Origin of the sequence: Pseudomonas sp. CCI3.1 (assembly GCF_034313985.1) — a bacterium.
Lineage (GTDB): Bacteria > Pseudomonadota > Gammaproteobacteria > Pseudomonadales > Pseudomonadaceae > Aquipseudomonas > Aquipseudomonas psychrophila.
Genome location: NZ_JAVIWO010000001.1, coordinates 2,203,250 through 2,226,943 on the forward strand (window position 1 = coordinate 2,203,250; position 23,694 = coordinate 2,226,943).

General features: G+C 55.9%; 28 protein-coding genes. 15 read left to right on the plus strand and 13 right to left on the minus strand.

All coding sequences use genetic code 11. The features are described from left to right. Window positions 1-89 precede the first annotated feature (89 nt). The 7 genes from murA to RGV06_RS10160 form a co-directional block, all read right to left on the minus strand. Window positions 90-1,355 carry a UDP-N-acetylglucosamine 1-carboxyvinyltransferase gene (gene murA, locus RGV06_RS10130; protein WP_019825002.1) on the minus strand — a complete coding sequence of 422 codons (1,266 nt, stop codon included), beginning with the start codon at window positions 1,353-1,355 and terminating at the stop codon, window positions 90-92. Window positions 1,356-1,386: 31 nt separating this feature from the next. After that, complete coding sequence (locus RGV06_RS10135; RefSeq protein WP_003439919.1) at window positions 1,387-1,626, minus strand: BolA family protein; 240 nt, start codon at window positions 1,624-1,626, stop codon at window positions 1,387-1,389. Between the two features lie 115 nt (window positions 1,627-1,741). Continuing rightward, window positions 1,742-2,047 (minus strand): STAS domain-containing protein, encoded by a 306-nt coding sequence (locus tag RGV06_RS10140; protein ID WP_198822230.1) that lies wholly within the window; start codon window positions 2,045-2,047, stop codon window positions 1,742-1,744. After that, entirely contained in the window at window positions 2,044-2,703 is a 660-nt protein-coding gene (locus RGV06_RS10145; RefSeq protein WP_019825008.1) for an MlaC/ttg2D family ABC transporter substrate-binding protein, read from the minus strand. Before RGV06_RS10145 ends, RGV06_RS10140 begins: the two co-directional genes overlap by 4 nt. A gap of 11 nt (window positions 2,704-2,714) precedes the next feature. Further along, window positions 2,715-3,182, minus strand: coding sequence for an outer membrane lipid asymmetry maintenance protein MlaD (gene mlaD, locus RGV06_RS10150; RefSeq protein WP_019825010.1), 468 nt, complete (start codon window positions 3,180-3,182; stop codon window positions 2,715-2,717). Continuing rightward, entirely contained in the window at window positions 3,182-3,979 is a 798-nt protein-coding gene (mlaE, locus tag RGV06_RS10155; protein ID WP_019825012.1) for a lipid asymmetry maintenance ABC transporter permease subunit MlaE, read from the minus strand. Before mlaE ends, mlaD begins: the two co-directional genes overlap by 1 nt. Then, complete coding sequence (locus RGV06_RS10160; protein ID WP_046809022.1) at window positions 3,979-4,788, minus strand: ATP-binding cassette domain-containing protein; 810 nt, start codon at window positions 4,786-4,788, stop codon at window positions 3,979-3,981. Before RGV06_RS10160 ends, mlaE begins: the two co-directional genes overlap by 1 nt. 292 nt (window positions 4,789-5,080) lie before the next feature. Here RGV06_RS10160 and RGV06_RS10165 point away from each other — a divergent pair, with 292 nt between their 5' ends. The 10 genes from RGV06_RS10165 (at window position 5,081) to RGV06_RS10210 (ending at window position 12,162) form a co-directional block, all read left to right on the plus strand. Beyond that, a complete protein-coding gene (locus RGV06_RS10165) occupies window positions 5,081-6,055 on the plus strand; it encodes a KpsF/GutQ family sugar-phosphate isomerase (RefSeq protein WP_019825016.1) in 975 nt (324 codons plus the stop codon). Further along, on the plus strand, window positions 6,055-6,579 hold the full coding sequence (locus tag RGV06_RS10170; protein WP_019825018.1) for a KdsC family phosphatase: 525 nt from the start codon (window positions 6,055-6,057) through the stop codon (window positions 6,577-6,579). Before RGV06_RS10165 ends, RGV06_RS10170 begins: the two co-directional genes overlap by 1 nt. Before the next feature lie 8 nt (window positions 6,580-6,587). After that, complete coding sequence (gene lptC, locus RGV06_RS10175) at window positions 6,588-7,160, plus strand: LPS export ABC transporter periplasmic protein LptC (RefSeq protein WP_019825020.1); 573 nt, start codon at window positions 6,588-6,590, stop codon at window positions 7,158-7,160. After that, window positions 7,147-7,692, plus strand: a complete 546-nt coding sequence (lptA, locus tag RGV06_RS10180; RefSeq protein ID WP_019825022.1) for a lipopolysaccharide transport periplasmic protein LptA — start codon at window positions 7,147-7,149, stop codon at window positions 7,690-7,692. The genes lptC and lptA overlap by 14 nt, the downstream gene beginning before the upstream one ends. Continuing rightward, complete coding sequence (gene lptB / locus RGV06_RS10185) at window positions 7,692-8,417, plus strand: LPS export ABC transporter ATP-binding protein (RefSeq protein WP_019825024.1); 726 nt, start codon at window positions 7,692-7,694, stop codon at window positions 8,415-8,417. The genes lptA and lptB overlap by 1 nt, the downstream gene beginning before the upstream one ends. 242 nt (window positions 8,418-8,659) lie before the next feature. Continuing rightward, a complete protein-coding gene (locus tag RGV06_RS10190) occupies window positions 8,660-10,153 on the plus strand; it encodes an RNA polymerase factor sigma-54 (protein WP_019825026.1) in 1,494 nt (497 codons plus the stop codon). A gap of 75 nt (window positions 10,154-10,228) precedes the next feature. Further along, window positions 10,229-10,537 (plus strand): ribosome hibernation-promoting factor, HPF/YfiA family, encoded by a 309-nt coding sequence (gene hpf / locus RGV06_RS10195; RefSeq protein WP_016781796.1) that lies wholly within the window; start codon window positions 10,229-10,231, stop codon window positions 10,535-10,537. 12 nt (window positions 10,538-10,549) lie between these two features. Continuing rightward, on the plus strand, window positions 10,550-11,014 hold the full coding sequence (gene ptsN / locus RGV06_RS10200) for a PTS IIA-like nitrogen regulatory protein PtsN (protein ID WP_019825029.1): 465 nt from the start codon (window positions 10,550-10,552) through the stop codon (window positions 11,012-11,014). A gap of 2 nt (window positions 11,015-11,016) precedes the next feature. Then, window positions 11,017-11,874, plus strand: coding sequence for an RNase adapter RapZ (rapZ, locus tag RGV06_RS10205; protein WP_019825031.1), 858 nt, complete (start codon window positions 11,017-11,019; stop codon window positions 11,872-11,874). A 15-nt stretch (window positions 11,875-11,889) separates the two neighbouring features. Beyond that, window positions 11,890-12,162 carry an HPr family phosphocarrier protein gene (locus RGV06_RS10210; protein ID WP_019825032.1) on the plus strand — a complete coding sequence of 91 codons (273 nt, stop codon included), beginning with the start codon at window positions 11,890-11,892 and terminating at the stop codon, window positions 12,160-12,162. 114 nt (window positions 12,163-12,276) lie between these two features. Here RGV06_RS10210 and RGV06_RS10215 read toward each other — a convergent pair whose 3' ends face one another. Genes RGV06_RS10215 through RGV06_RS10235 form a run of 5 tightly spaced genes read right to left on the minus strand, consistent with a single transcriptional unit; the run spans window position 12,277 to window position 16,052 of the window. Continuing rightward, window positions 12,277-13,170, minus strand: a complete 894-nt coding sequence (locus tag RGV06_RS10215; RefSeq protein WP_046809023.1) for a ZIP family metal transporter — start codon at window positions 13,168-13,170, stop codon at window positions 12,277-12,279. 27 nt (window positions 13,171-13,197) lie between these two features. Then, window positions 13,198-13,809, minus strand: coding sequence for a superoxide dismutase (locus RGV06_RS10220; protein ID WP_046809024.1), 612 nt, complete (start codon window positions 13,807-13,809; stop codon window positions 13,198-13,200). Between the two features lies 1 nt (window position 13,810). Beyond that, on the minus strand, window positions 13,811-14,260 hold the full coding sequence (locus RGV06_RS10225) for a hypothetical protein (protein ID WP_048351318.1): 450 nt from the start codon (window positions 14,258-14,260) through the stop codon (window positions 13,811-13,813). Between the two features lie 27 nt (window positions 14,261-14,287). Continuing rightward, the gene (locus RGV06_RS10230; RefSeq protein ID WP_019825040.1) at window positions 14,288-15,664 is read right to left on the minus strand and encodes a class II fumarate hydratase; all 1,377 of its coding nucleotides are present in this window, start codon (window positions 15,662-15,664) and stop codon (window positions 14,288-14,290) included. Further along, the gene (locus RGV06_RS10235) at window positions 15,657-16,052 is read right to left on the minus strand and encodes a hypothetical protein (RefSeq protein WP_019825042.1); all 396 of its coding nucleotides are present in this window, start codon (window positions 16,050-16,052) and stop codon (window positions 15,657-15,659) included. The genes RGV06_RS10230 and RGV06_RS10235 overlap by 8 nt, the downstream gene beginning before the upstream one ends. A 316-nt stretch (window positions 16,053-16,368) precedes the next feature. Between RGV06_RS10235 and RGV06_RS10240 the strand changes: the two genes are divergently transcribed. From RGV06_RS10240 to RGV06_RS10255, 4 genes are all read left to right on the plus strand, one after another. After that, on the plus strand, window positions 16,369-16,929 hold the full coding sequence (locus RGV06_RS10240) for a fimbrial protein (protein ID WP_048351316.1): 561 nt from the start codon (window positions 16,369-16,371) through the stop codon (window positions 16,927-16,929). A gap of 63 nt (window positions 16,930-16,992) precedes the next feature. Next, complete coding sequence (locus tag RGV06_RS10245) at window positions 16,993-17,727, plus strand: molecular chaperone (RefSeq protein WP_322149931.1); 735 nt, start codon at window positions 16,993-16,995, stop codon at window positions 17,725-17,727. Window positions 17,728-17,928: 201 nt separating this feature from the next. Further along, complete coding sequence (locus RGV06_RS10250) at window positions 17,929-20,400, plus strand: fimbria/pilus outer membrane usher protein (protein ID WP_416194576.1); 2,472 nt, start codon at window positions 17,929-17,931, stop codon at window positions 20,398-20,400. A 53-nt stretch (window positions 20,401-20,453) separates the two neighbouring features. Continuing rightward, entirely contained in the window at window positions 20,454-21,497 is a 1,044-nt protein-coding gene (locus tag RGV06_RS10255; protein WP_322149933.1) for a fimbrial protein, read from the plus strand. A 195-nt stretch (window positions 21,498-21,692) separates the two neighbouring features. Here the strand turns inward: RGV06_RS10255 and pmbA are convergent, their stop codons facing one another. Beyond that, on the minus strand, window positions 21,693-23,039 hold the full coding sequence (gene pmbA, locus RGV06_RS10260; RefSeq protein ID WP_322149935.1) for a metalloprotease PmbA: 1,347 nt from the start codon (window positions 23,037-23,039) through the stop codon (window positions 21,693-21,695). A 107-nt stretch (window positions 23,040-23,146) separates the two neighbouring features. On the opposite strand from pmbA, the gene yjgA reads away from it, so the two are divergent. Next, window positions 23,147-23,668: a ribosome biogenesis factor YjgA gene (gene yjgA, locus RGV06_RS10265; RefSeq protein ID WP_019825053.1), complete on the plus strand. Its 522-nt coding sequence runs from the start codon at window positions 23,147-23,149 to the stop codon at window positions 23,666-23,668. Window positions 23,669-23,694: the final 26 nt, after the last annotated feature.

The following is a 23,694-nucleotide window of genomic DNA, read 5'->3' on the forward strand; positions in this document are numbered from 1 at the left end:
TCGAGGCCAGGTAAGGTAACGCTTGCAAGCCATTACGTCACCTGGCGGCTGGACACTATCCCTGTGCCCATGATGCCAAACAGCAAAAACTAGCCCGGAACGCGGCGAATTTTGGCGCCCAGCATTTGCAGTTTTTCTTCGATGCACTCGTAACCACGGTCTATGTGGTAGATGCGGTCGATCAGGGTATCGCCTTCAGCGACCAGAGCCGAGATGACCAGGCTGGCCGAAGCACGCAGGTCAGTCGCCATTACCGGTGCGCCTTTAAGGGTCTCAGTACCGGTGACGATGGCAGTGTTGCCTTCGACCTGGATCTTGGCACCCATGCGGTGCAGCTCGTAAACGTGCATGAAGCGGTTTTCGAAGATGGTCTCGATCACTGCCCCCGTGCCTTCGGCAATGGCGTTCAGGGAAATGAACTGCGCCTGCATGTCGGTCGGGAACGCCGGGTACGGAGCCGTACGCACGTTCACCGCTTTAGGGCGCTTGCCGTGCATGTTCAGCTCGATCCAGTCTTCACCGGTGGTGATTTCTGCACCCGCTTCCTTGAGCTTTTCAAGAACGGCTTCGAGGATGGTCGGATCGGTGTCCTTGACCTTCACGCGGCCGCCGGTCACGGCAGCAGCTACCAGGTAAGTACCGGTTTCGATACGGTCCGGCATCACGCGGTAAGTTGCTGGGTGCAACTCTTTAACGCCATCAATGGTGATGGTGTCAGTGCCTGCACCGCTGACCTTGGCGCCCATGGCGTTCAGGAAGTTGGCCAGGTCGACGACTTCAGGCTCGCGAGCAGAGTTCTGCAAGACGCTGCGGCCATTGGCCAGAGCTGCGGCCATCATGATGTTTTCAGTACCGGTCACACTGACGGTATCGAAGAAGAAGTTGGCACCGCGCAAGCCGCCTTCCGGAGCCTTGGCCTTGATGTAGCCGCCCTCAACGTCGATCACTGCGCCCATGGCTTCAAGGCCGCGGATGTGCAGGTCAACCGGACGCGAACCAATGGCGCAACCGCCTGGCAAGGCAACTTCGGCATAACCGAAGCGCGCAACCATCGGACCCAGAACCAGGATCGAAGCACGCATGGTTTTAACCAGTTCGTACGGCGCAACCAGGGTTTTGATGGTGTTCGGGTTGATTTCGACGCTGAGTTTCTCATCGATCACCGGCTCAATGCCCATGCGACCGAACAGCTCGATCATGGTGGTGATGTCATGCAAGTGCGGCAGGTTGGCCACAGTGACCGGGCCATTGCACAGCAAGGTCGCTGCCAGAATCGGCAGGGCGGAGTTCTTCGCCCCGGAAATGCGGATTTCGCCATCTAGACGAACACCGCCGGTAATAATCAATTTATCCATAACAATCTCGACGCCAATGGGCTCAGGGGGCTCAGGTGCGCTCGGCCCAGGCCGCGCTGCTGAAGAATTTCATAGTGACCGCATGGATGCTGCCATCAGCAATCCACGGGTTCAAATGGGCATAGATGCTTTGTTGACGCTTGACCGGGCTCAGGGCCACCAGTTCGTCACTAATCACGTTCAGCTGAAAGTTGCAGCCTTCGCCCTCAACTTCTACCTGGGTTCCAGGCAGCTTTCCCTCAAGAAAGCTCTTCACTTCTACGGCCTGCATGCTCAACCTCAATCGGCGCCTAACGCGCGCGGGTCGGCCATCATACAAAAAAGCCCCGCGCCTGCGAACCCCGTACAACAGGACTCTGACGGGGGGACTTTTCTACACGTGGCTATTAATGATGTGCCAGCAGCTCGGTCAAGCCCGAGACCTGGGCGATTTCACGCATGTCTTCGGGCATGTCACGAATGCTCAATGGCTTGTTCAGGGCTTGCGCATCACGGATGTAACACAGCAGCAGCGACAAACCGACGCTGCTGGATTTTGTGACACCCGAGCAGTCAACGACCAATGCCTTGGCCAAGGCTTTTTTGATCAGGGCCTGGCCTTCTGTGCGCAAACGAGGGCCGGTCTGATAATCGAGCACGCCACAGAGGCGCAACTCACTCTCGCCGGCCAGGGTTACAGCCGCTTCACTCATTGGCCTGCAGCCTTGGGCGAAGCCGCATCGGTAGTTTCCTTGGCCTTGGCAACTTCGCCAGCCCAGTTATCGATGGTTTTATCCAGATTATTGCCGTTGCGCTGCATGGCGTCGGCGAACTGATCACGGAACAACTTGCCGATGTTGATGCCATTGATGATCACGTTGCGCACCTTCCACTCGCCATTCACCTTGTTAAGGGTATAGGACAGAGGGTAAATGGCACCGTTATCGCCTTTGACGGTCATGTCGACACTGGTGCGATCCCCGCTTTCATCCTTGGCGGGCGAAACGGTGATGCCCTTGTTGTTGAACTCAAGCAAGGCATTGCCATAGAACTGCATCAGGCTGCGCTTGAAGTTCTCTTGAAAGCGTTGCATTTGCGCGGGGGTCGCGTTGCGCGAGTACTTCACGGTCATGATGCTTTTGGAAATACCGTCGACATCCACCACCGGTCCGACAATACCGTTCAAGGCATCGTAGAACTTGCTCGGGCTTTGCTTGTACTGCTCTTTATTAGCAGCTAGGTCAGCCAGCAACCGGGTTGTCGTGTCTGAAACGATGTCGTGAGCAGACTGCCCCGGTGCCGCGTTCGCCACCAGAGGGAGGGCTGCAGCCATAATTACCAACAGGCCACGGCGCAAGAGAGAAATCATCTTAAAGCTCCTTATTTGGCGTCTTTGCTAACGGTATTGAGCAGGAATTTACCGATCAGGTCTTCAAGGACCAGCGACGACTGAGTGTCGTGAATGGTGCCACCGTCCTTGAGCACAGTGTCTTCGCCACCCACGCTCAAACCGATGTATTTCTCGCCCAGCAGGCCCGCTGTGAGAATAGACGCAGTCGAGTCGGTCGGCAGGTTATCCACCGCTTTTTCGAGCTGCAGTGTGACACGGGCCATGTAGTTGTCACGGTCCAGATCAATCGCCGTAACCTTGCCTATGGTCACGCCCGCCATGGTGACTTTGGCGCGCACGGTCAGGCCGGCAATGTTGTCAAAATTGGCATACAGCTTGTAGGTGTCGGTACTGGCGGTCGGGGACAGTCCGCTGACCCGCAGGGCGAGCAGTAGCAAAGCCAGGATGCCAGCCAGCAGGAACAGGCCGACACCGATTTCCATGGTGCGGTTTTGCATCAGAAATCTCCAAACATCAAGGCAGTCAAAATGAAGTCCAGCCCGAGTACTGCCAGAGAGGCATACACCACGGTCTTGGTAGTGGCACGGCTGATCCCCTCTGATGTGGGCTCACAGTCATAACCTTGAAACACGGCAATCCAGGTCACCACAAAAGCAAAGACGATGCTTTTGATGATCCCGTTAAGTACGTCACCACTGAAGGTCACGCTATTTTGCATATTGGCCCAGTACGAGCCGTCATAGACACCCAGCCAGTCCACTGCAACCCATGAACCGCCCCAAATGCCGACCACACTGAAAATCATCGCCAGCACAGGCAGGGAAATAAACCCGGCCCACAACCGTGGCGCAATGATGTACTTGAGGGGGTCGACCCCAATCATTTCCAGACTGGACAACTGCTCGGTCGATTTCATGTTGCCGATTTCAGCGGTCAACGCAGAACCTGCCCGCCCGGCGAACAGCAAAGCGGTCACCACCGGCCCCAGCTCACGCAACAGAGTAAGGGCCACCATCTGCCCAACCGCCTGCTCGGAACCATAGCTGGACAGAATACTGAAACCTTGCAGCGCCAGCACCATGCCGATGAATATGCCGGACACCACGATGATCACCAGCGACATGACGCCAACGGAGTGCAGTTGCTTGATCAGCAACCCAAACCCGCCGCCAAGACCGCCCCGCCCAAGCAGTGCATGAAACAGGAAAATCGTCGACCGCCCCAGCACCGAGACGATGTCGATTCCGGCTCGACCAAACAAGCCGATACGGTCCATTAATGAATGTCTGCGCATCAGCGCTTCCCCAGTAGATCGGTTCGGTAGTCCGACGCCGGAAAGTGAAACGGAACCGGGCCATCCGGATCGCCGGTCATGAACTGACGAATGCGCGGGTTATCGGCGTTCATCAATTCTTCAGGCGTCCCCTGCCCCAGCACCTGACCATCACCGACTACATATAGGTAGTCAGCGATACTCGCGGTTTCAGCCAGGTCGTGCGACACCACAATACTGGTGATACCCAGCGCATCATTAAGCAGACGAATCAGCCGTACCAGCACCCCCATTGCAATAGGGTCCTGGCCCACGAAGGGTTCGTCATACATCAGGATTTGCGGATCCAGGGCAATCGCGCGCGCCAAGGCCACCCGACGCTTCATGCCGCCGGACAACTCGTCGGGCATCAGATCGATAGCCCCGCGCAAGCCCACCGCCTGCAATTTCAGCAGCACGATGTCACGAATCATTTCTTCAGGCAGTTGGGTATGCACCCGCAGCGGGAAGGCAACGTTCTCGAATACATCCAGATCAGTGAACAGCGCACCACTCTGAAACAACACACCCATGTGCTTGCGGGCATCAAACAAATCACTGCGCGACAGAGTCGGCAGGTTTTGATTGTTGACCCACACTTCGCCGCTGCTGGGACGCAGTTGCATGCCCATCAGGCGCAATAGTGTGGTTTTGCCGCAGCCCGACGGGCCCATGATTCCCGTGACCTTGCCACGGGGAATTCGAATATCGACATTATTGAAGATGCTGCGCGTACCGCGCTTGAAGGACACTCCCTTCAGCTCGACCGCGTAGGCGTTATCGGCGCTCATCTAAACTCCTTGCGATGCAGCCTCTGCCTCTCACCCGGACACCAAACTTCTTATCAAGAAGCACGCGTTCCCTGGCGGGCCGAACTGGCGGCGAACTATACCACTGCTCATAGTGACCGCCCAAGACCGAAGGAGTGCCGGTTAAGCCTCAATACAGCGAAATAAAGACGGTTTTTCTGTAAACACACGAACACTTTACCTATGCAGGCAATAAAGCACTGCGATCAAGCGTGAGGGAACGCCACATAACCGCTATAATCGTTGCCTTTTCTCAGGCTACCCGACTTCAACCATGAGCCAATCCAGCGACCTGATTCAATCTGCCCAACGTACCATCCGCCTCGAACTGGAAGCCGTAGAGGGCTTGCTGACTCATATCGACGCAGATTTTGTACGCGCTTGCGAGATGATTTTGGCAAGTAAAGGCCGGGTAGTCGTGGTCGGCATGGGCAAGTCAGGGCACATAGGCAACAAAATTGCCGCCACCCTGGCAAGCACCGGCACCACGGCTTTTTTCGTCCATCCGGCAGAAGCCAGCCACGGTGACATGGGCATGATCACCCGCGATGACATCATCCTCGCGCTGTCCAATTCCGGCTCAACCGCCGAAATCGTCACCTTGCTGCCTTTGATCAAGCGCCTGGGCATCAAATTGATCAGTATGACGGGAAATCCGCAGTCGCCCCTGGCCAAGGCTGCCGATGTGAGCCTTGATGCAAGCGTGGCCCAGGAGGCCTGCCCGCTAAACCTAGCGCCCACCTCCTCCACCACGGCCACCCTGGTGCTGGGCGACGCACTGGCCATAGCACTGCTCGAAGCCCGTGGTTTTACGGCCGAAGACTTTGCCTTCTCCCATCCTGGTGGAGCACTGGGCCGCCGTTTGCTGCTCAAGGTCGAAAACGTCATGCACTCTGGCGATGAGTTGCCGCAAGTCATGCGTGGCACCCTGCTCAAAGAAGCGTTGATGGAAATGACCCACAAGGGCCTGGGCATGACTGTCGTCATTGAAGAAGATGGCCGTCTGGCCGGGATTTTCACTGACGGTGACTTGCGCCGCACCCTGGACCGCGAAATCGATATCCGCAACGCAACCATCGATGCTGTCATGACCCCCCACGGCAAAACCGCCCGCGCCGACATGCTGGCAGCCGAAGCCCTGAAGATCATGGAAGACCACAAAATCAGCGCACTGGTTGTTGTCGACAAGCAAGACCGCCCGGTTGGCGCCTTGAACATGCACGATTTGCTACGCGCAGGAGTAATGTAATGACCCAGGACCTTCTCAAGCGCGGCAAGGGCATCAAGCTTGCCATTTTTGACGTTGACGGTGTGTTGACCGACGGCCGCCTGTACTTTCTCGAAGACGGCAGCGAATTCAAAACATTCAACACCCTCGACGGCCAAGGCATCAAAATGCTGATGGCGGCCGGTGTTCAGACCGCAATTATCAGCGGTCGCAAAACCCCTGTAGTCGAACGCCGCGCGCAAAATCTGGGCATCCCGTATCTCTATCAGGGCCGGGAAGATAAATTGGTGGTGTTGGACGAGCTTCTTGGCCAACTCAACCTAAGCTATGAACAGGTTGCCTATCTGGGCGACGATTTGCCTGACTTGCCGGTTATCCGTCGCGTCGGCCTTGGCATGGCAGTAGCCAATGCCGCAAGTTTTGTTCGCGAGCACGCCCATGGCGTTACCCAGGCACGTGGTGGCGAAGGTGCCGCCCGCGAATTCTGCGAGCTGATTCTGCGTGCCCAGGGCAGCCTGGACGCAGCCCACGCCGCCTACCTATAGAGCTTTATATGCTGAGCAAAAAGATTCGCCAAATACTGCTGTTCGCGGTCATTGCTTCGCTGTTTGCAGCAGTTGGCTATTGGAATATCAGGCCAGAACGCTTTCTCGACGCCCCGACCGTGGCCGTTGACGAAAATGCTATCGACTATTTCGCAACCAACGCACGCAGCCTACAGTTTCTGCCCGACGGCAAGCTGCAGTACGAGATGACCTCCGAGAAGCTTGAACATTTGAAAGCCTCGGAGGTCACTCAACTGACCAACCCGAAAATGCAGCTTTATCGCGGTACGGCTTACCCATGGGACGTGAAAAGTGAGCGCGGCGAAGTCAATCCGGACGGTACCGAGGTCGAGCTGATCGACTCGGTGCGCATAGCCCGTACCGACGAGAAAAAACGCACCACTATTATTACCAGTACACGCATGACTGTATTCCCGCAGAAGCAATATGCGCAGACCGAGCGAGACGTTAGAATCGACGGTGCTGGCGGCGTTACTACTGGCAAGGGAATGAAAGCATATTTGAAAGACGGCAGGATGGACCTGCTGTCCAACGTAAGAGGACAGTATGAGTCTCGTTAAAACCCTCCCTTTATTGCTCAGCTTGAGCGCAGCACTGGGAAGCGTGAGCGCCTGGGCTCTGCCGAACGACAACGAGCAACCTATCCGCATTCAGGCCAACGAAGCACAACTGGATGACAAGCAAGGCATCGCCACCTACAAGGGCGATGTGATCATCACCCAGGGCTCGATGAAAATCACCGGCAACACCGTCACCATCACCCGTAACGCAGCGGGCGAAATCGACGTGGTGACCTCCGTAGGCAACCTGGCTTACTTCGAGCAACTGCAAAAAGCCACAGATCCTAAACCGGTTCAGGCTTACGCCGTGACCATTCAGTACCATGCGCCGCAAAATCGCATCGTGCTGATCGACAAGGCCAAAGTCATCAACGACGGCAACACCACCGAAGGCGAGAAAATCGTTTACGACACGGTGAAACAAGTCGCCAACGCCGGTCGTGCAAATGGTAGCCAGGTAACAGCGCCTCGCCCACGCATCGACATGGTGATCCAGCCCAAGAAGAAAACCGACCCGCAGAAGGCCCAGTAATGGCAACTCTGAAAGCCCAGCATCTGGCCAAAAGCTACAAGAGCCGTCAGGTAGTACGTGATGTCAGCCTGTCGATCGACAGCGGGCAAATCGTGGGCTTGCTCGGCCCTAACGGTGCGGGCAAGACTACGTGCTTCTACATGATTGTCGGCCTGGTGCATGCCGATCAGGGTCGCGTCCTGATCGATGATCTGGATGTCAGCCACGAACCGATGCACGGCCGCGCACGCGCCGGCATTGGTTACTTGCCGCAGGAAGCCTCGATTTTCCGCAAACTGTCTGTAGCGGATAACATCATGGCGATCCTCGAGACACGCAAGGAGCTCGACAAGGCCAGTCGGCGCAAAGAGCTGGAAAGCCTGCTGCAGGAGTTCCACATCAACCACATCCGCGACAACCTGGGCATGAGCCTGTCGGGTGGTGAACGTCGCCGGGTCGAAATTGCCCGCGCCTTGGCCACTGCGCCCAAGTTCATCCTCCTCGACGAGCCGTTCGCCGGGGTTGACCCGATTTCGGTGGGCGATATCAAGCAAATCATTCATCACCTCAAGGCCAAAGGCATTGGCGTGCTGATCACCGATCACAACGTGCGCGAAACACTCGATATCTGCGAAACCGCTTATATCGTGAACGACGGACAGTTGATCGCTGAAGGTGATGCAGAAACGATTCTTGCCAACAAACTGGTGAGAGAAGTTTACCTGGGCCACGAGTTCCGCCTGTAAATCCAGGCATGGAGCGTGTTGCCAGAGCACCAGGGGCAGTAAAAAGTCCCCATGATTTTTATTGCCCAGCCGCTCATTGGCGCGCTCTAAATTGGTTTGCCCATCGCCGTGGAAACTAATTGAGAACGCCCCCTAGGCAAACGCACCGGTTTCAGGCATATAATTTGCTTATGTTTGGCGCTCACGCGCCCTGTAGTGGATGGCGCCATGTGCGCCGGCGAATAAGGTGTTAAGCCCCTGCCATGAAACCATCGCTAGTCCTGAGAATGGGCCAGCAGCTGACTATGACACCTCAGCTGCAACAGGCCATCCGCCTGCTCCAATTGTCGACCCTCGACCTGCAACAGGAAATCCAGGAAGCCCTGGAGTCCAATCCGATGCTCGAACGCCAGGAAGAAGGCGACGACTTCGACAATGCAGACCCCTTGGCCGACAACATCGAGCAAAAACCCAATACCGACGTTCAGGAGCCCACCTATCAGGAGTCCGCACAGACTGTAGACAACCTGGAAGACGGCGACTGGGGCGACCGCATCCCCAACGAGCTGCCTGTGGACACGGCCTGGGAGGATGTTTATCAGACCAGCGCCAGCAGCCTGCCAAGCAACGACGATGACGAGTGGGACTTCACCACCCGTACGTCTGCTGGCGAGAGTCTGCAAAGCCACTTGCTATGGCAGTTGAACCTTGCACCGATGTCCGACACCGACCGACTGATCGGTGTAACCCTCATCGACTGCATCAATAACCAGGGCTACCTGGACGAAACCCTCGAAGAGATTCTCGAAGCGTTCGACCCTGAGCTGGATATCGAACTCGACGAAATTGAAGCCGTATTACACCGCATTCAGCAATTCGAACCCTCCGGCATTGGTGCTCGTAATCTTGGCGAGTGCCTGCTGCTGCAATTGCGCCAGCTCCCGGCCAAGACGCCGTGGCTGAGCGAAGCCAAACGCCTGGTCACGGATTACATCGACTTGCTGGGCGCACGCGACTACAGCCAGCTCATGCGCCGCATGAAGCTCAAAGAAGACGAGCTGCGCCAGGTCATCGAACTGGTACAAAGCCTCAACCCGCGCCCCGGCTCGCAAATCGAGTCCAGCGAAGCCGAGTACGTCGTTCCGGACGTGATCGTGCGCAAGGATAACGAACGCTGGCTGGTAGAACTCAACCAGGAATCAGTGCCACGCCTGCGGGTGAACCCGCAATACGCAGGCTTCGTGCGCCGTGCCGACACCAGTGCCGACAACACCTTTATGCGCAACCAGCTGCAAGAAGCGCGCTGGTTTATCAAAAGCCTGCAGAGCCGCAACGAAACCCTGATGAAAGTGGCGACCCAAATCGTCGAGCATCAGCGCGGTTTTCTGGAGTATGGCGACGAGGCCATGAAGCCACTGGTACTGCATGACATCGCAGAAGCAGTGGGCATGCACGAATCCACCATTTCGCGTGTTACCACACAAAAATTCATGCATACCCCGCGTGGTATTTATGAGCTGAAGTATTTTTTCTCCAGCCACGTCAGCACCTCTGAAGGCGGCGAATGCTCCTCCACTGCCATCCGTGCCATCATCAAAAAACTGGTTGCCGCTGAAAATCAGAAAAAGCCGTTGAGTGACAGCAAGATCGCTGGTTTACTGGAGGCACAAGGTATTCAGGTAGCCCGTCGCACCGTCGCCAAGTACCGCGAATCCCTAGGGATAGCGCCTTCGAGCGAACGCAAGCGTTTGATGTAAGCCACGGACCCCGGCGTTTCAGTGGCAGGCTGCTCGGCCTGCCACTTTATGCAATGGCATCAAAGGAGAAACTGTATGCAAGTCAACATCAGTGGACACCAACTGGAAGTCACCGAACCGCTACGCGCTTACATCGGCGAAAAACTCGACCGACTTGAGCGTCATTTCGACAAGATTACCAACGTACAGGTAACGATGGCGGTCGAAAAACTGAAACAGAAAATCGAAGCTACCTTGCATATCCATGGAGGAGAAGTCGTTGCCAACGCCGAGCATGACGACATGTATGCCGCCATTGATCTGCTCACTGACAAGCTTGATCGCCAACTGAAAAAGCATAAGGAAAAGACCCAAAGCCTGCTCCAGGGCGCGACCGGTCGTTAATACTCCCTACCCATGATCCGACTTGAAAGTATCCTGACCCCCGGCCGTTCCTTGGTGAACGCGCCGGGCGGCAGTAAAAAGCGCGCACTCGAACACATTGCCAACCTGATCAGCCGCGAAGTGCCTGGTCTCGAAATGCAGGATGTTTTTGAGAGCCTTATCGCCCGTGAAAAACTGGGTTCCACTGGTTTTGGTAACGGCATCGCCATACCCCATTGCCGCCTCAAGGGCTGTGAGTCGCCTGTAAGCGCCTTGCTTCACCTCGACGCCCCTATAGATTTCGACGCCATCGATGGCGCGCCGGTCGACCTGCTTTTCGTTTTGCTGGTGCCAGAAGCGGCAACCGATGCACACCTGGAACTGCTTCGGCAGATTGCCAGCATGCTCGATCGTAAAGACGTGCGCGAAAGACTGCGCACCGCACCCAGCAACGAAGCGTTGTATCAGGTTGTTCTGGACGTACAGAACGGTCATTAATCATGCGCTTAGTAATTGTCAGCGGACGCTCCGGCTCCGGTAAAAGTACTGCCCTCGCCGTCCTTGAAGACAACGGTTTCTATTGCATCGACAACCTGCCGGCAGGTTTGCTGCCGGAACTGGCCGAGCGCGCGCTGATTCACACCGAATTGGCTCAGCCGTTGGTGGCCGTGTCGATTGACGCGCGAAACCTGCCAAGCCACTTGTCACGCTTTCCTCAGTTGCTTGAAGAGGTTCGCAACCGGCATATCCAGTGCGATGTCCTGTACCTGGATGCCGACGAAGAAACCCTGCTCAAGCGCTTCTCGGAAACACGCAGGCGTCACCCGCTCAGCAGTGCAAGCCGCTCGCTTGCCGAGGCCATTCGCGATGAAACCCAACTGCTTGGACCGATCGCCGACCTCGCTGACCTGACCATCAACACCACCAATCTGAACCTGTATCAGCTGCGCGACACCATCAAGCTGCGCTTGCTGAACAAACCAGAACCCGGCACCGCCTTTTTGGTTGAGTCGTTTGGCTTCAAGCGCGGGATGCCAGTGGATGCCGACCTGGTCTTTGACGTACGTTGCCTGCCCAACCCGTATTGGAAACCGGAACTGCGTGAGCAATCCGGATTGGATCAGCCGGTTGCCGACTACCTGGCAGCACAACCTGATGTCGAAGAAATGTTCCAGGACATCTCCAGCTACCTGCTGAAGTGGCTACCACGCTTTGCCGCAAGCAATCGTGCCTACGTAACGATTGGGATTGGCTGCACGGGCGGACATCACCGCTCCGTCTACCTGACTGAACGCTTGGGCAAGTGCCTGCAAGAAACTCTGAAGAACGTCCAGGTTCGCCACCGCGACCTTACTTGAAGGATCTACCCTGCGATGCCTGCACTGGAAATACAAATCATCAACAAACTGGGTTTGCACGCCCGGGCATCTGCAAAGTTCGTCGGTATCGCAGGTCAGTTTCCATGCCAGATCCGGGCAGGTCGCACACCTGAGTCAATGGTTGACGGCAAGAGCATCATGGCAATGATGATGCTCGCCGCCGGCAAAGGGACCACCATCCACCTGAAAACCGAAGGCGAGAAAGAACAGGAAGCTTTGGATGCGCTGGTCGCGCTGATCAACAACTTCTTCGATGAAGGTGAGTAGCCGCACGTCAACCTGTAGCCGCTGCCGCAGGCTGCGATAAGGTCCTAAGGACCTTCATTTCCCGAAAACCGCGCCCGATCGCAGCCTGCTGCGGCAGCGGCTAAAGAGATCGGCTCAACCTAACGCTGTATCCATCACCATCATCAGGCAGAAGCCCACACACAACCCCAGGCTCGCCAGCTTTTCGTGACCATTGCGCCGCGACTCCGGGATCACCTCTTGTGTGACAACCAGCAGCATCGCTCCTGCAGCCAATGCCAACCCCAATGGCAACAACACTTCGGCCAGATTGACCAGCCAGGCGCAGAGCACCGCAAACACTGGCTCGACCAAGCCCGAGGCTGCTCCAATCAGGAAGGCCTTGACCCGCGACATCCCAGCCCCAGCCAGCACCAAGGCAATCACCAGCCCTTCCGGCACATCCTGCAACGCAATCCCCATTGCCAAGCTATCGGCATCAGGCATTCCGCCACCCGCTGACACCCCGACCGCCATGCCCTCAGGAATGTTGTGCGCCACAATCGCGATTACAAACAGCCATATTCGTGGTGCAATAACCGGCTCGCCGGGACGGCTGGCAAAAACCTCCGGCCCGGCGCCCGATACCTTTCGATCTACCAGAAACAGGCAAAATGCACCCAGCAGGATGCCCACACTGATCAGACCGCTTGAGGCCCAGGGCGACAACCCCAGACTTTGAGCTGCAGCAATACCCGGCACAATCAGCGAAAAAGCCGTGGCGGCCAACATCACCCCGGCACCAAAGCCCAGCAAGGTGTCGCTGACCGCAACTGGCATTTTACGAATGACCAAAACCGGCACCGCGCCCAACGCAGTACCTAACGCACAAAGCGAACCGCCTTGCAGCGCCCGCAGTAATCTGGGCTCAAGGTCCAGCCAGACCAATCCTTTGGCCACCAGCAAAGCTGTGCCCGCCAACAACAAGAGCGTGCCGAGGGCATAACGAAACATCCGAACACCACCGACTGCCAACATTTGCGTGCCCATAATCCGCCTGAATCCTGTTAAGTGGGCTCAGCCAATCGCGGCTTGATAACGACGCGCCACTTCTGGCCAATTAATCACGTTGTAGAACGCGTTAATGTACTCCGGACGGCGATTTTGATAACGAAGGTAGTAGGCATGCTCCCACACATCCAGCCCCAGAATTGGCGTATTGCCATTCATTAACGGGCTGTCCTGGTTACCACTGCTTTCTATCACCAGTGTTTTTTGCGGCGTCACGCTCAACCACGCCCAGCCACTGCCAAAGCGCGTCAACGCAGCCTTGGTGAAATTCTCCTTGAACGTCTCCAGCCCACCCAGTTGCTGGTCAATCGCCTTGGCCAGCGCACCTTCTGGCTTGCCTCCGCCCTTCGGGCTCATGACCTCCCAAAACAGCGAGTGGTTGGCATGCCCGCCACCCTGGTTGATCACCGCAGCCTGCAGCTTCTCGGGCAGTTGATGAACACTGGCCACCAGTTTTTCTACAGGCCATTGCGCCCACTCCGTCCCCTCTACCGCCGCATTCAGATTATTGATGTAGGTCTGGTGATGCTTGGTGTAGTGGATTTCCATGGTTTGCGCATCAATATGCGGCTCAAGCGCGTCATAGGCATAAGGCAAGGCAGGCAAGGTATAAGTCATATCAATGTGCTCCTAAGTGATGACCGCTAATTGTCGAGAACTCATGGCTGCTCTGAGCCACATTGCGTTTGAGCAAAAGATTTGAGCGCGGGTATTCGCCGTGCTCACTGATGAAATTCAAAAGCTCGACATAAGTTTTACTGCTCTGACGCAACGCTGCTTCACGCAACGCTGACGACAGACGGGCGTTCTGCATGGTTTGCAATAAGCGCTGATGGATCGCACAGAGGTACTCGACGCTTTCCTCCGGCTGATTGAGGCGCAAATGCAGATCCGCCAGGTTGTGATGCGAAATGACACAGGCCGCCACTGCTTCGTCGGCATCACTCCAGCGCTCGAACAACACTTGAGCCAGCGCAAGCGCCTGCAAATAGTGCTCCCGGGCATCGACCAGTTCGCCTTCTGCGAAACAGCGGTTGGCTCTTTCGATCGTGCGTTTCCAGTGCTCCATGTGAACCTCCAAAGCAGTGTCGATGGATTAAACGCCGCCGGCGGTCAGTTTCTCGGGGTCGAGCAAGACCTCGAGCTGGCTGCGTGGCAAATCCGTGTATTCAAGGGCCACATCAATCACCGGGCGCCCCTGCTGGTATGCGGTCTTGGCGATTTCGGCGGCTTTTTGATAACCGATGATCGGGTTCAGGGCCGTCACCAGAATCGGATTGCGCGAAAGCGCCTCTTTAAGCTTGGCGTCGTTAACCTTGAAGCTGGCAATAGCCTTGTCGGCCAGCAAGCGACTCGAATTTGCCAACAACTCAATGCTGCTCAGCAGGTTCTGGGCAATGACCGGCAACATCACGTTCAGCTCAAAGTTGCCGGACTGACCTGCAACGGTAATCACCGTGTCGTTACCGATAACCTGAGCCGCAACCATTGCAGTGGCTTCCGGAATCACCGGATTGACCTTGCCTGGCATGATCGAAGAACCTGGCTGCAAGGCCTCAAGTTCAATCTCGCCGAGGCCCGCCAACGGCCCGGAGTTCATCCAGCGCAGATCGTTGGCGATTTTCATCAAGGACACGGCAGTGGCTTTGAGCTGCCCCGATACCGATACGGCCGTGTCCTGCGAACCAATCAACGCGAACAGGTCCTTACCCGGCGTGAACTGCACGTGAGTCAGGGCGCTGAGCTGCTGACTGAACAACCTGGCGAATTGCGGGTGCGCATTAATCCCGGTGCCCACCGCTGTACCGCCCTGCGCCAGGGATTGCAGCGCAGGCTGCAGGTTGTGCAAATGCTCGATATTGGCCTTGAGCTGTTGCGCCCAACCGTTGAGCACCTGGCTCATGCGCACGGGCATGGCGTCCATCAAATGTGTTCGACCGGTTTTAACGTACACGTGGACCTGCTCAGCCTTGTGCTCGATCACCTGTACCAGGTGCGTCAGCGCGGGCAACAGTTGTTCGTGCAGGCCCAACGCCGCGCTGACATGAATGGTGGTCGGGATGATGTCGTTGCTGCTTTGCCCGCAATTGACGTGATCGTTGGGGTTAACCTCCTCGCCCAGCAGCCGCGTGGCCAGCGTCGCGATCACTTCATTGGCATTCATGTTGGAACTGGTGCCCGAACCGGTCTGGAAAATATCCACCGGGAAGTGCTCCATGAAATCGCCGGTCAGCAGGATCTGTGCCGCCTCGACAATGGCCTCGCCCTGGGCAGCACTGATCTGCTTGAGTTCGACGTTAGCCTGAGCAGCAGCGGCTTTGGCCAGGATCAGCGCGCGAATGAATTGCGCTGGCATGCGTTGATGACTGATGGGGAAGTTGTCGACCGCACGCTGTGTTTGAGCGCCATACAGCGCCGCCTCAGGTACGCGCAACTCACCCATGCTGTCACGTTCGATACGAGTGTTACTCATCAGGAAATCCTTGCACCAGTTCTGTTAAAGAAATTGAAGGTTCGAGCTCGCAGGTAGCCAACAGCCAGGCAAAGCTTTGCCAGCGCTTGAGTCGGCAGGTACACAGGGCTTGGGTTTCGAGGTCACGCAGCGGGCGCCACGCGTGGTCCAGACACAAGGTGCGCCAATGCCATGGCAGCGCAGTGTCAGTTGCGGTATCCAGCAACAACCGGAACGAGGTAACGGCAATCATCCAGGGAGAGGTCGCCGTACAGCCTGCAAGATAGCGGCCTTCGGCCAGGTAATGCTCGATCAGGCGCGGTTCGTCCGGCGCCAGTGCGCAGCGGATCTGGCGGCTCATCCAGCGCCAGCTTTCTAGATACGGCCCTTCACGCAACGCAGAACTCATGACTCAAGCTCACTCGATAATGAGATTCATTATTAAGCGATATTGATTATCAAAACAAGCCTGCCAAGGGTTTAGCGCCCGCCATCCAGCCCCTTGAAGCCCCGCTCATTGACCGAGGATATTTTTAAAGTCGTGAAAAACCTTACATAAACTGTGTATTTATCGCGCTTTGGCACTGTCGCCTTCATATCAATCTTCGGGTATCCCCTACAAACCAATAGGGCATGCCTCGCATCCTATCTACAGCCAAGAACCTATTATTCGCGCGTATTCACGCAGCCTCTAACGCAACTTCCCGCGACTTTAAAGGTTACACATGAAAAAGCTAATACTTGTCTCCAGCATTATTGCAGTCACTTCTTTTATGCAGTTGTCTCAGGCTAAAACAGGTGACATCAACTTTACCGGCAGCCTGACGGCAGCCACATGTTCCGCAACGGCTCCAGGCAGCACGGCCAACAATATTAACGTCCCAATGGGCATTGTCTCCATTGCTGATCTTGAAGATGGTTCTACGGGACAGGCGTCTACAACGACCCAACTTCAACTGGACATTAACTGCACGGGCGCGACCGATTTATCCAATGCACATATGTCATTCGACCCGGTGAGTGGTTCAGGCATGGATGCTGACGATACACGTCTGCTGAAGATCAATACCGGTGGTGCTACTGGCGTCGGTATTGCACTGATGGATGGCACTGACAAGATCTTGAATCTTGGTGCAGGCGATCGACTGACTACGGCACTGATCGTTGATGGCACCGGTGCAGCCACTGCGAAACTTGATCTGCGCGCAGCCTACATCAAAAACGGCACTCCACTGGCCGCCGGTACTGCCAATGCAAACATGCCTTTTACCTTCATTTATGACTAAGTAACAGATAAGGGAAGACCTGTGTCTTCCCTGAACGTTCACACGCGCAGTGAGACTATTGACATGTTACTTCCAAACTTAAACACGGTAGCCCTCTTAATTACCCTGTTTCTGTGCAGCCAGGCACAGGCTGCAATTACACTCAGTTCAACCCGAGTGGTATTTGAAGGAAACAAAAAAGAAGCCAGCGTCACTGTCCGTAATTTGGGCACCGACGAAAGGCTGATTCAATCCTGGCTGGATAGCGACCTGCCGGGTATGAGTTCAGCGTCTATCCCGTTTGCCATAACCCCGCCGTTGGCCCATATGGCCGGTCAAAGCAGGCAGATTCTGCGAATCCTGTACAAAGGGGTTGGGGTGCCTACCGATAAAGAGTCGGTGTTTTGGCTGAATGTTCAGGAAATACCAAAAACCGCTGAGGGTGAAAACATACTTCAACTTGCCGTGCGTCAGCGCATCAAGTTTTTCTACCGCCCAACCGGACTGCCTGGCACCGCAAAAGAGGCACCCGAAGTTCTAACCTGGACGATTGAAGGCAGGAACCTGATCATTAAAAACCCCACTGCCTATTACGTGACGCTGACCGACATCCATATCAAGTCTGCCGATTACACCAGCGCCCCTATCAACAACTTCATGCTTGCACCGGGCGACACCAAGTACCTCGATATACCAGGACTTCCTCGTACCAGCGCCATGACACTCACGACTGGCAGCATTGATGACTTTGGCGCAAAAAACGTGTACAGCACATCGTTAAGCACAACGCCAACACACCTGAAGCCTCTTCAACCCTAAGCGCTTACTCACAACTTTTTTAGCCGACACGTAACAATACTTTACCGGGCTATGACATCGAACTGCCTATGCGCAACATCAGTACCGAGGCGTTACATGACTGCTTTAATTGTATTAAACAACCGCACTTCTCCTCATCGGTTATCACGATCAGCAAGTGTCGACGCGCCCACTCAAGTCAGCGTACTTTTGCACTCTCTGGTGTTGGGCACTGTTGTTTTTTCTTCGACAGTCACTTTTTCCAGTTCTAATGAACCTACTAAAAAACCAACATTCAGCACCCACTTTCTACAAAAAGGCGGGCAAGGTGTAGACCTTAATGACTTTCTGCAAGGTAGTACTGTGGCGGCGGGTAGTTACCGGGTCGATATTTATATAAACCGCTCATTAGTTGGGCGCCAGGATGTCAGCTTTACCAAACAGGAATTAACTGGACAAGTTGAGGCCTGTTTGACAGTTCCTATTTTTAAATCACTTGGGCTGGATCTCAAGTTGCTTCGAGACGCCGGAAAACTGGATGAAACCCGACCCGAGCTTTGCTACGACCTGCTCAGCCTGATCGAGCAAAGCAGCGTCGACTATGACGCCAGTCGCCAACACCTGAGTATTAGCGTGCCGCAAGCTTCCATGCTGCGTAGCGCACGGGGCTTTGTAGACCCGGCTTTATGGGATGAAGGCGTTACGTCAGCCTTTGCCAACTACAACATCACCGGTCGTCGCAATACCACCCGGGCAGGTGATAACGACAGCTACTCGATTGGCCTGAACAACGGCATCAACCTAGGGCCATGGCGCCTGCGCAATGACTCAAACATCAGCAGTACCGAGGCCAATGGCGTCAAGCTGACGAGCAACCGCACCTTTGCTCAGCGCGATATCACCTCACTGAAGAGCCAATTGACCCTGGGCCAGACCTTCACCAGCTCGCAAGTCTTCGACAGCGTTCGTATCAAAGGCCTGACCCTGGCATCCGATGACTCCATGCTGCCAGACAGCCTGCGCGGTTATGCCCCCACTATCCGGGGTGATGCCGAAACCAATGCGACCATCGAGGTGCGCCAGAACAACTACTTGCTGTACAGCACCACCGTGGCCCCCGGCCCCTTTGTGATTGACGACATCTACCCCAACGGATCCAACGGCGATCTTGAAATTACCGTGATCGAGGCTGACGGCCGCCGCCGGGTGACCACCCAGGCATTCGCGTCCTTGCCACAAATGGTGCGCCGCGGCACGTTTCGCTACAACTTGGCCATGGGGCAATACGACAGCAATGGCTACTTCGGGGTTACACCCATGGTGGGCATCGCCGGGCTGACGTATGGCGCGGCCGATAACACCACCCTGTTCGGCGGCGTGCAATGGGCGCCGGATTTCAGTGCCATCAATCTGGGCGCCTCGCAGAACACGGCCATCGGTGCGTTCTCGGCGGATGTCACCCAATCCACCAGCACCAACGCTGTCGGTCAACGCAACAAGGGCCAGAGTGCACGCCTGCTGTACTCCAAAACCCTTGCCAGCACCGACACCACCTTCAGCCTGGCCAGCTATCGCTACTCGACCGAGGGCTATCGCACCTTGAACGAGCACGTCAGCGATATGGACATCACTCATCGGCACCGCCGAGATGGCCGAGCAAAAACGCGTTTTGACCTCACCCTCAACCAAAGTCTGGGCGGGCGTCAATACGGTGCGCTTTACCTGAGAATGGGCGAGCAGCGCTATTGGAACCTGCCAGGCAAAACCCGGCAATTTACCCTGGGATATGGCGGCAATTGGGGGTCTATGACCTACCACCTGAATGCCACGCAAACACTGAGCCCTGACGCCTCCCGGGAAAAGTCGGCAGGCACACGGGTTTCGTTGTCGCTGTCGTTCCCGCTGGGCAGCAGCAGCCGACCTACCCGGGTCAGCAGCACGCTGGCGACTGACAACAATGGTGCTCATAGCCTGCAAACCGGTGCCAATGGCTCAGTCATGGACCGTGGCGATTTGTTCTATTCGGTGAATGCTGGTCACGAAAGCCTGGGCGGCAAAACCTTCAGCGGCAATCTCAATGGCACCACCCCCGTGGCCCAAGTGGGTGCCGGATACGCCCAGGGGGACACCTTCAAGTCCCTCAACGGTACAGCCGCCGGCTCCATCGTGGTGCACGCTGGCGGGATCAACTTCGGTCAAACCGTGGGCGAAAGTTTTACCCTGGTAGAAGTCCCGGGCGTGGTCGGGATCCCGGTGGGCAACAACGCCGGAGTCACCACGGGCGCCAATGGCTATGCCGTGGTGCCGAACGCGCAACCCTACCGCACCAACTGGATCAACCTGGACTCCAGCCAGTTGGGCTCGGACATCGAAATCGACAACACCACCCAGCAAGTCATTCCGCGCCGTGGCTCGGTGACCGTAGCCCGGTTCAACATCAAGCAGGGTCGCCGCGTGCAGTTCGAGCTGGTCAAGGCCGATGGCACGCCAATGCCCTTTGGCACCCGCGTAGAAAACGCCGAAGGCACGCTATTGGCCATCGCCGATCCAAGCGGCCAGGCGCTGGTACTGGTCGAGTCGGACAAAGGCACATTGAACATCAAGTCGGGTGCGCTGGCGTGTGAGGCGGGTTATGCATTGCCGGAACGCAGCAGTACCCAGGGTTATGACCAGATGAAGTTGGTGTGCCGATAATTAATTTACGGGTCACAGCACAAACTTTTAATATATTTAGAGCGGGGAACATAATGAACACTCTTACATATCGAGCACCTCGTAAATTTTGTTGCCCGGCTAAAACAGCAAAAAAAATCATCATGACGCTCGTCGTTATGGGCGGGAGTTTTTTTAGTTATGCGGCATTGGCTAGCTGCACTGTCGAAGGTGCAATTGATCGATTGATGGACAACGCAGGTTCTTGGATAGTGCAAGTTGACGGATCGGCTCCTGTGGGTAGTTTTTTAGCGTTGATTAAATTTAACAGCTCGTTAACGGATACAATAATTACATGTGACGCGACTGGCTCCGAGCTCGAAATAAACTCTGATTACCCACTGGTATTCACGACCCCTGATTACAATGTTTATGAGAGCGGTATTCCTGGAATCGGGATGGGCTTTCATATATCGACAACCCTCTTCACAGGGAAAGTACCTCATTTTTTCACCACCCTCAGCGATACTTACACAATAGAATCATTTATATATAACGAAATAGCCCTCTTCAAAACAGGCGAAATACTCACAGGCGGCAAAATACTTCCCACCCATATAGCCATGAGAGGTACTATCCGCAATCACGACTACACTAACTTTTTGAACATTACATTAGCACAACCCATAACAGTGACCATACTAAGGCCAACTTGCGTAGCAAACACCCCAATTCTCAATGTCAATTTGGGTGAGGTTAACATTTCAGATTTCAATCAAAGTGGCCGAACAACACCTCAAAATTTCAGTATCGATCTGAACTGTACGGGAGGTTCTGGAACGAGAGATGTACATGTAACGCTCACCGACGCCAACAACCCGGCCAACCTTACAACCCAGTTAAATCTGTCACCGGACTCCGGGGCTCAAGGGATTGCACTCGAAGTTCACAACAAATTTGGTGCTGTCAGCTTCGGTCCGGACTTGTCTGGTACGGGCAACCCAGGACAGTGGCTCGATGGCGCGGCGGGCGTGGGCAGTTATTCAATCCCGCTGTCGGTGAACTATGTAAGGCTCCCCGGCCCCATAAAAGGCGGCACGGCAAATTCCGGAGTCACTTACACGCTTAATTATGACTAGCCTGCGGGTGCAGCAAGCCCTGTACCGCTGACGAGGAACGAAGGCTGCGTACGAGGGTGCAACGGCTTTCCAATTTGGTTTTGAAGAACGACTTCAACGGTGGGAGCGAGCCTGCTCGCGAATGACCTTCGCGAGCAGGCTCGCTCCCACCGTGTAGTCCGAGAGCGCAAGCATGAGCATACGCAGTCCCGCTGTTTAGCTACCTGCCACCATCATGCGTTCGATCAGCACCGAGCCAGTGCGGATGTTGCTGCGTAGTTCCAGGTCGTTGCCCACGGCCACGATCTGTTTGAACATGTCGCGCATGTTGCCGGCAATGGTCACTTCCTGAACCGGGAATTGGATCTCGCCATTCTCGACCCAGAAACCCGCCGCGCCACGGGAGTAGTCGCCCGTAACCATGTTCAGGCCACTGCCCATCAGTTCAGTGACGAACAGGCCGCGGCCCATACGGCGAATCAGCGCCGCCTGATCTTCATCACCGTGGGTCACAAACAGGTTGTGCACACCGCCAGCGTTGGCTGTGCTCGGCATACCCAGCTTGCGGCCGGAATAGGTGCTGAGGATGTAGGACACCAACTCGCCGTCCTTGATAAAAGGTTTGGCGTATGTGGCCAAGCCATCGTTATCAAACGACGAACTGCCCATGGCGCGCATCAGGTGCGGACGCTCATCCAGGGTCAGCCATTCAGGGAAGATCTGCTGGCCCATTGCATCCAGCAGGAAGGACGACTTGCGATATAGATTGCCGCCCGAAATCGCACCCAGGAAGCTGCCAAACAAACCACCGGCCAACTCGGCCGAGAACAGCACCGGCACTTCGCACGTAGGCACCGGACGCGAGCCCAAACGGCGAGCAGCACGCTCAGCAGCTCGCTGACCGATGGTGGCGGCGTCCATCAACAACTCGCCCTGGCAGTTGACGTCATACCAGTAGTCGCGCTGCATCTGGCCGTCGCCTTCGGCAATCATTACGCAGCTGAGGCTGTGACGAGTCGAAGCCGAGCCACCAATAAAGCCGTTGCTGTTGCCATACACGCGGCAACCCTGATGGGTGCTTAAGGTCGTGCCATCGGCGTTTTTGATCCGGCTGTCAGCCTCGAACGCCGCGGCTTCACACGCCAGCGCCTTTTCGATGGCCTGCTCGGGAGTAATATCCCAAGTGTGGAACACGTCGAAGTCTTGCAGGTCACGGGCCATCAAGCTGGCATCCGCCAGACCCGAGCTCTCGTCTTCGGAAGTGTGCTTGGCAATCGCCAAGGCTGCCGCGACGGTTTCGCGGATGGCCTCAGGGCCGGTGGACGAGGTGCTGGCCGAGCCTTTGCGCTGCCCTACGTAGAGAGTGATCCCAAAACCCTGATCGCGATTGAACTCAACGGTTTCGACCTCGCGCTGACGCACCGAGGTCGACAGGCCCTGTTCCAGGGACACTGCCACTTCACAGGCGCTGGCACCCTGGCGCCTGGCTTCGGCGATGATTTGCTCGACCTGCTCCTGCAGTGCCGGCAAGGCCTGCGGGCCGACGCTTTGTACTGCACTCATGGTTTTCTCCACTCAAATTCTGTTTTCGGCAGGGCCGCCGAGCGACCGGGCCGGACAAGCGGCCCCCGACTGGTTATCATGGCGGCGTTTCTTTGCGGACTGCCACCATGGTTGATTCTTACGACGACGCCTTCGACGGCGAAAAAAGCAAATCGCAGGTCAAGCGCGAGCTTCATGCTCTGGTTGATCTGGGCGAGCGTCTCACGACACTCAAGCCTGACTTGCTGAACAAAATGCCCCTGACTGACGCAATGCGAAAGGCTCTGGCAGATGCTCCAAAACACACGGCCAATATTGCGCGCAAGCGCCATATGATGTTCATCGGCAAACTGATGCGCGATCAACCGCTTGACGAAATTCTTGCTTTGATCGATCAAGTCGATGCCTCTTCTCGCCAGTACAACGAACGTTTCCACAACCTCGAGCGCTGGCGTGATCGCCTGATCGAGGGTGATGACGCTGTACTGGAAAAGTTTGTCGCCGAGTTCCCTGAAGCCGATCGCCAGCAAATGCGTTCGGTCATACGTCAGGCCAAACACGAGCTGGCTCAGAACAAGGCACCGGCCTCAAGCCGCAAATTGTTCAAGTACATCCGTGGGTTGGACGAGACTCAACGCGGTCTGCGTTAAGCCTCGTAGCCAGGAAGGTTGCCTTG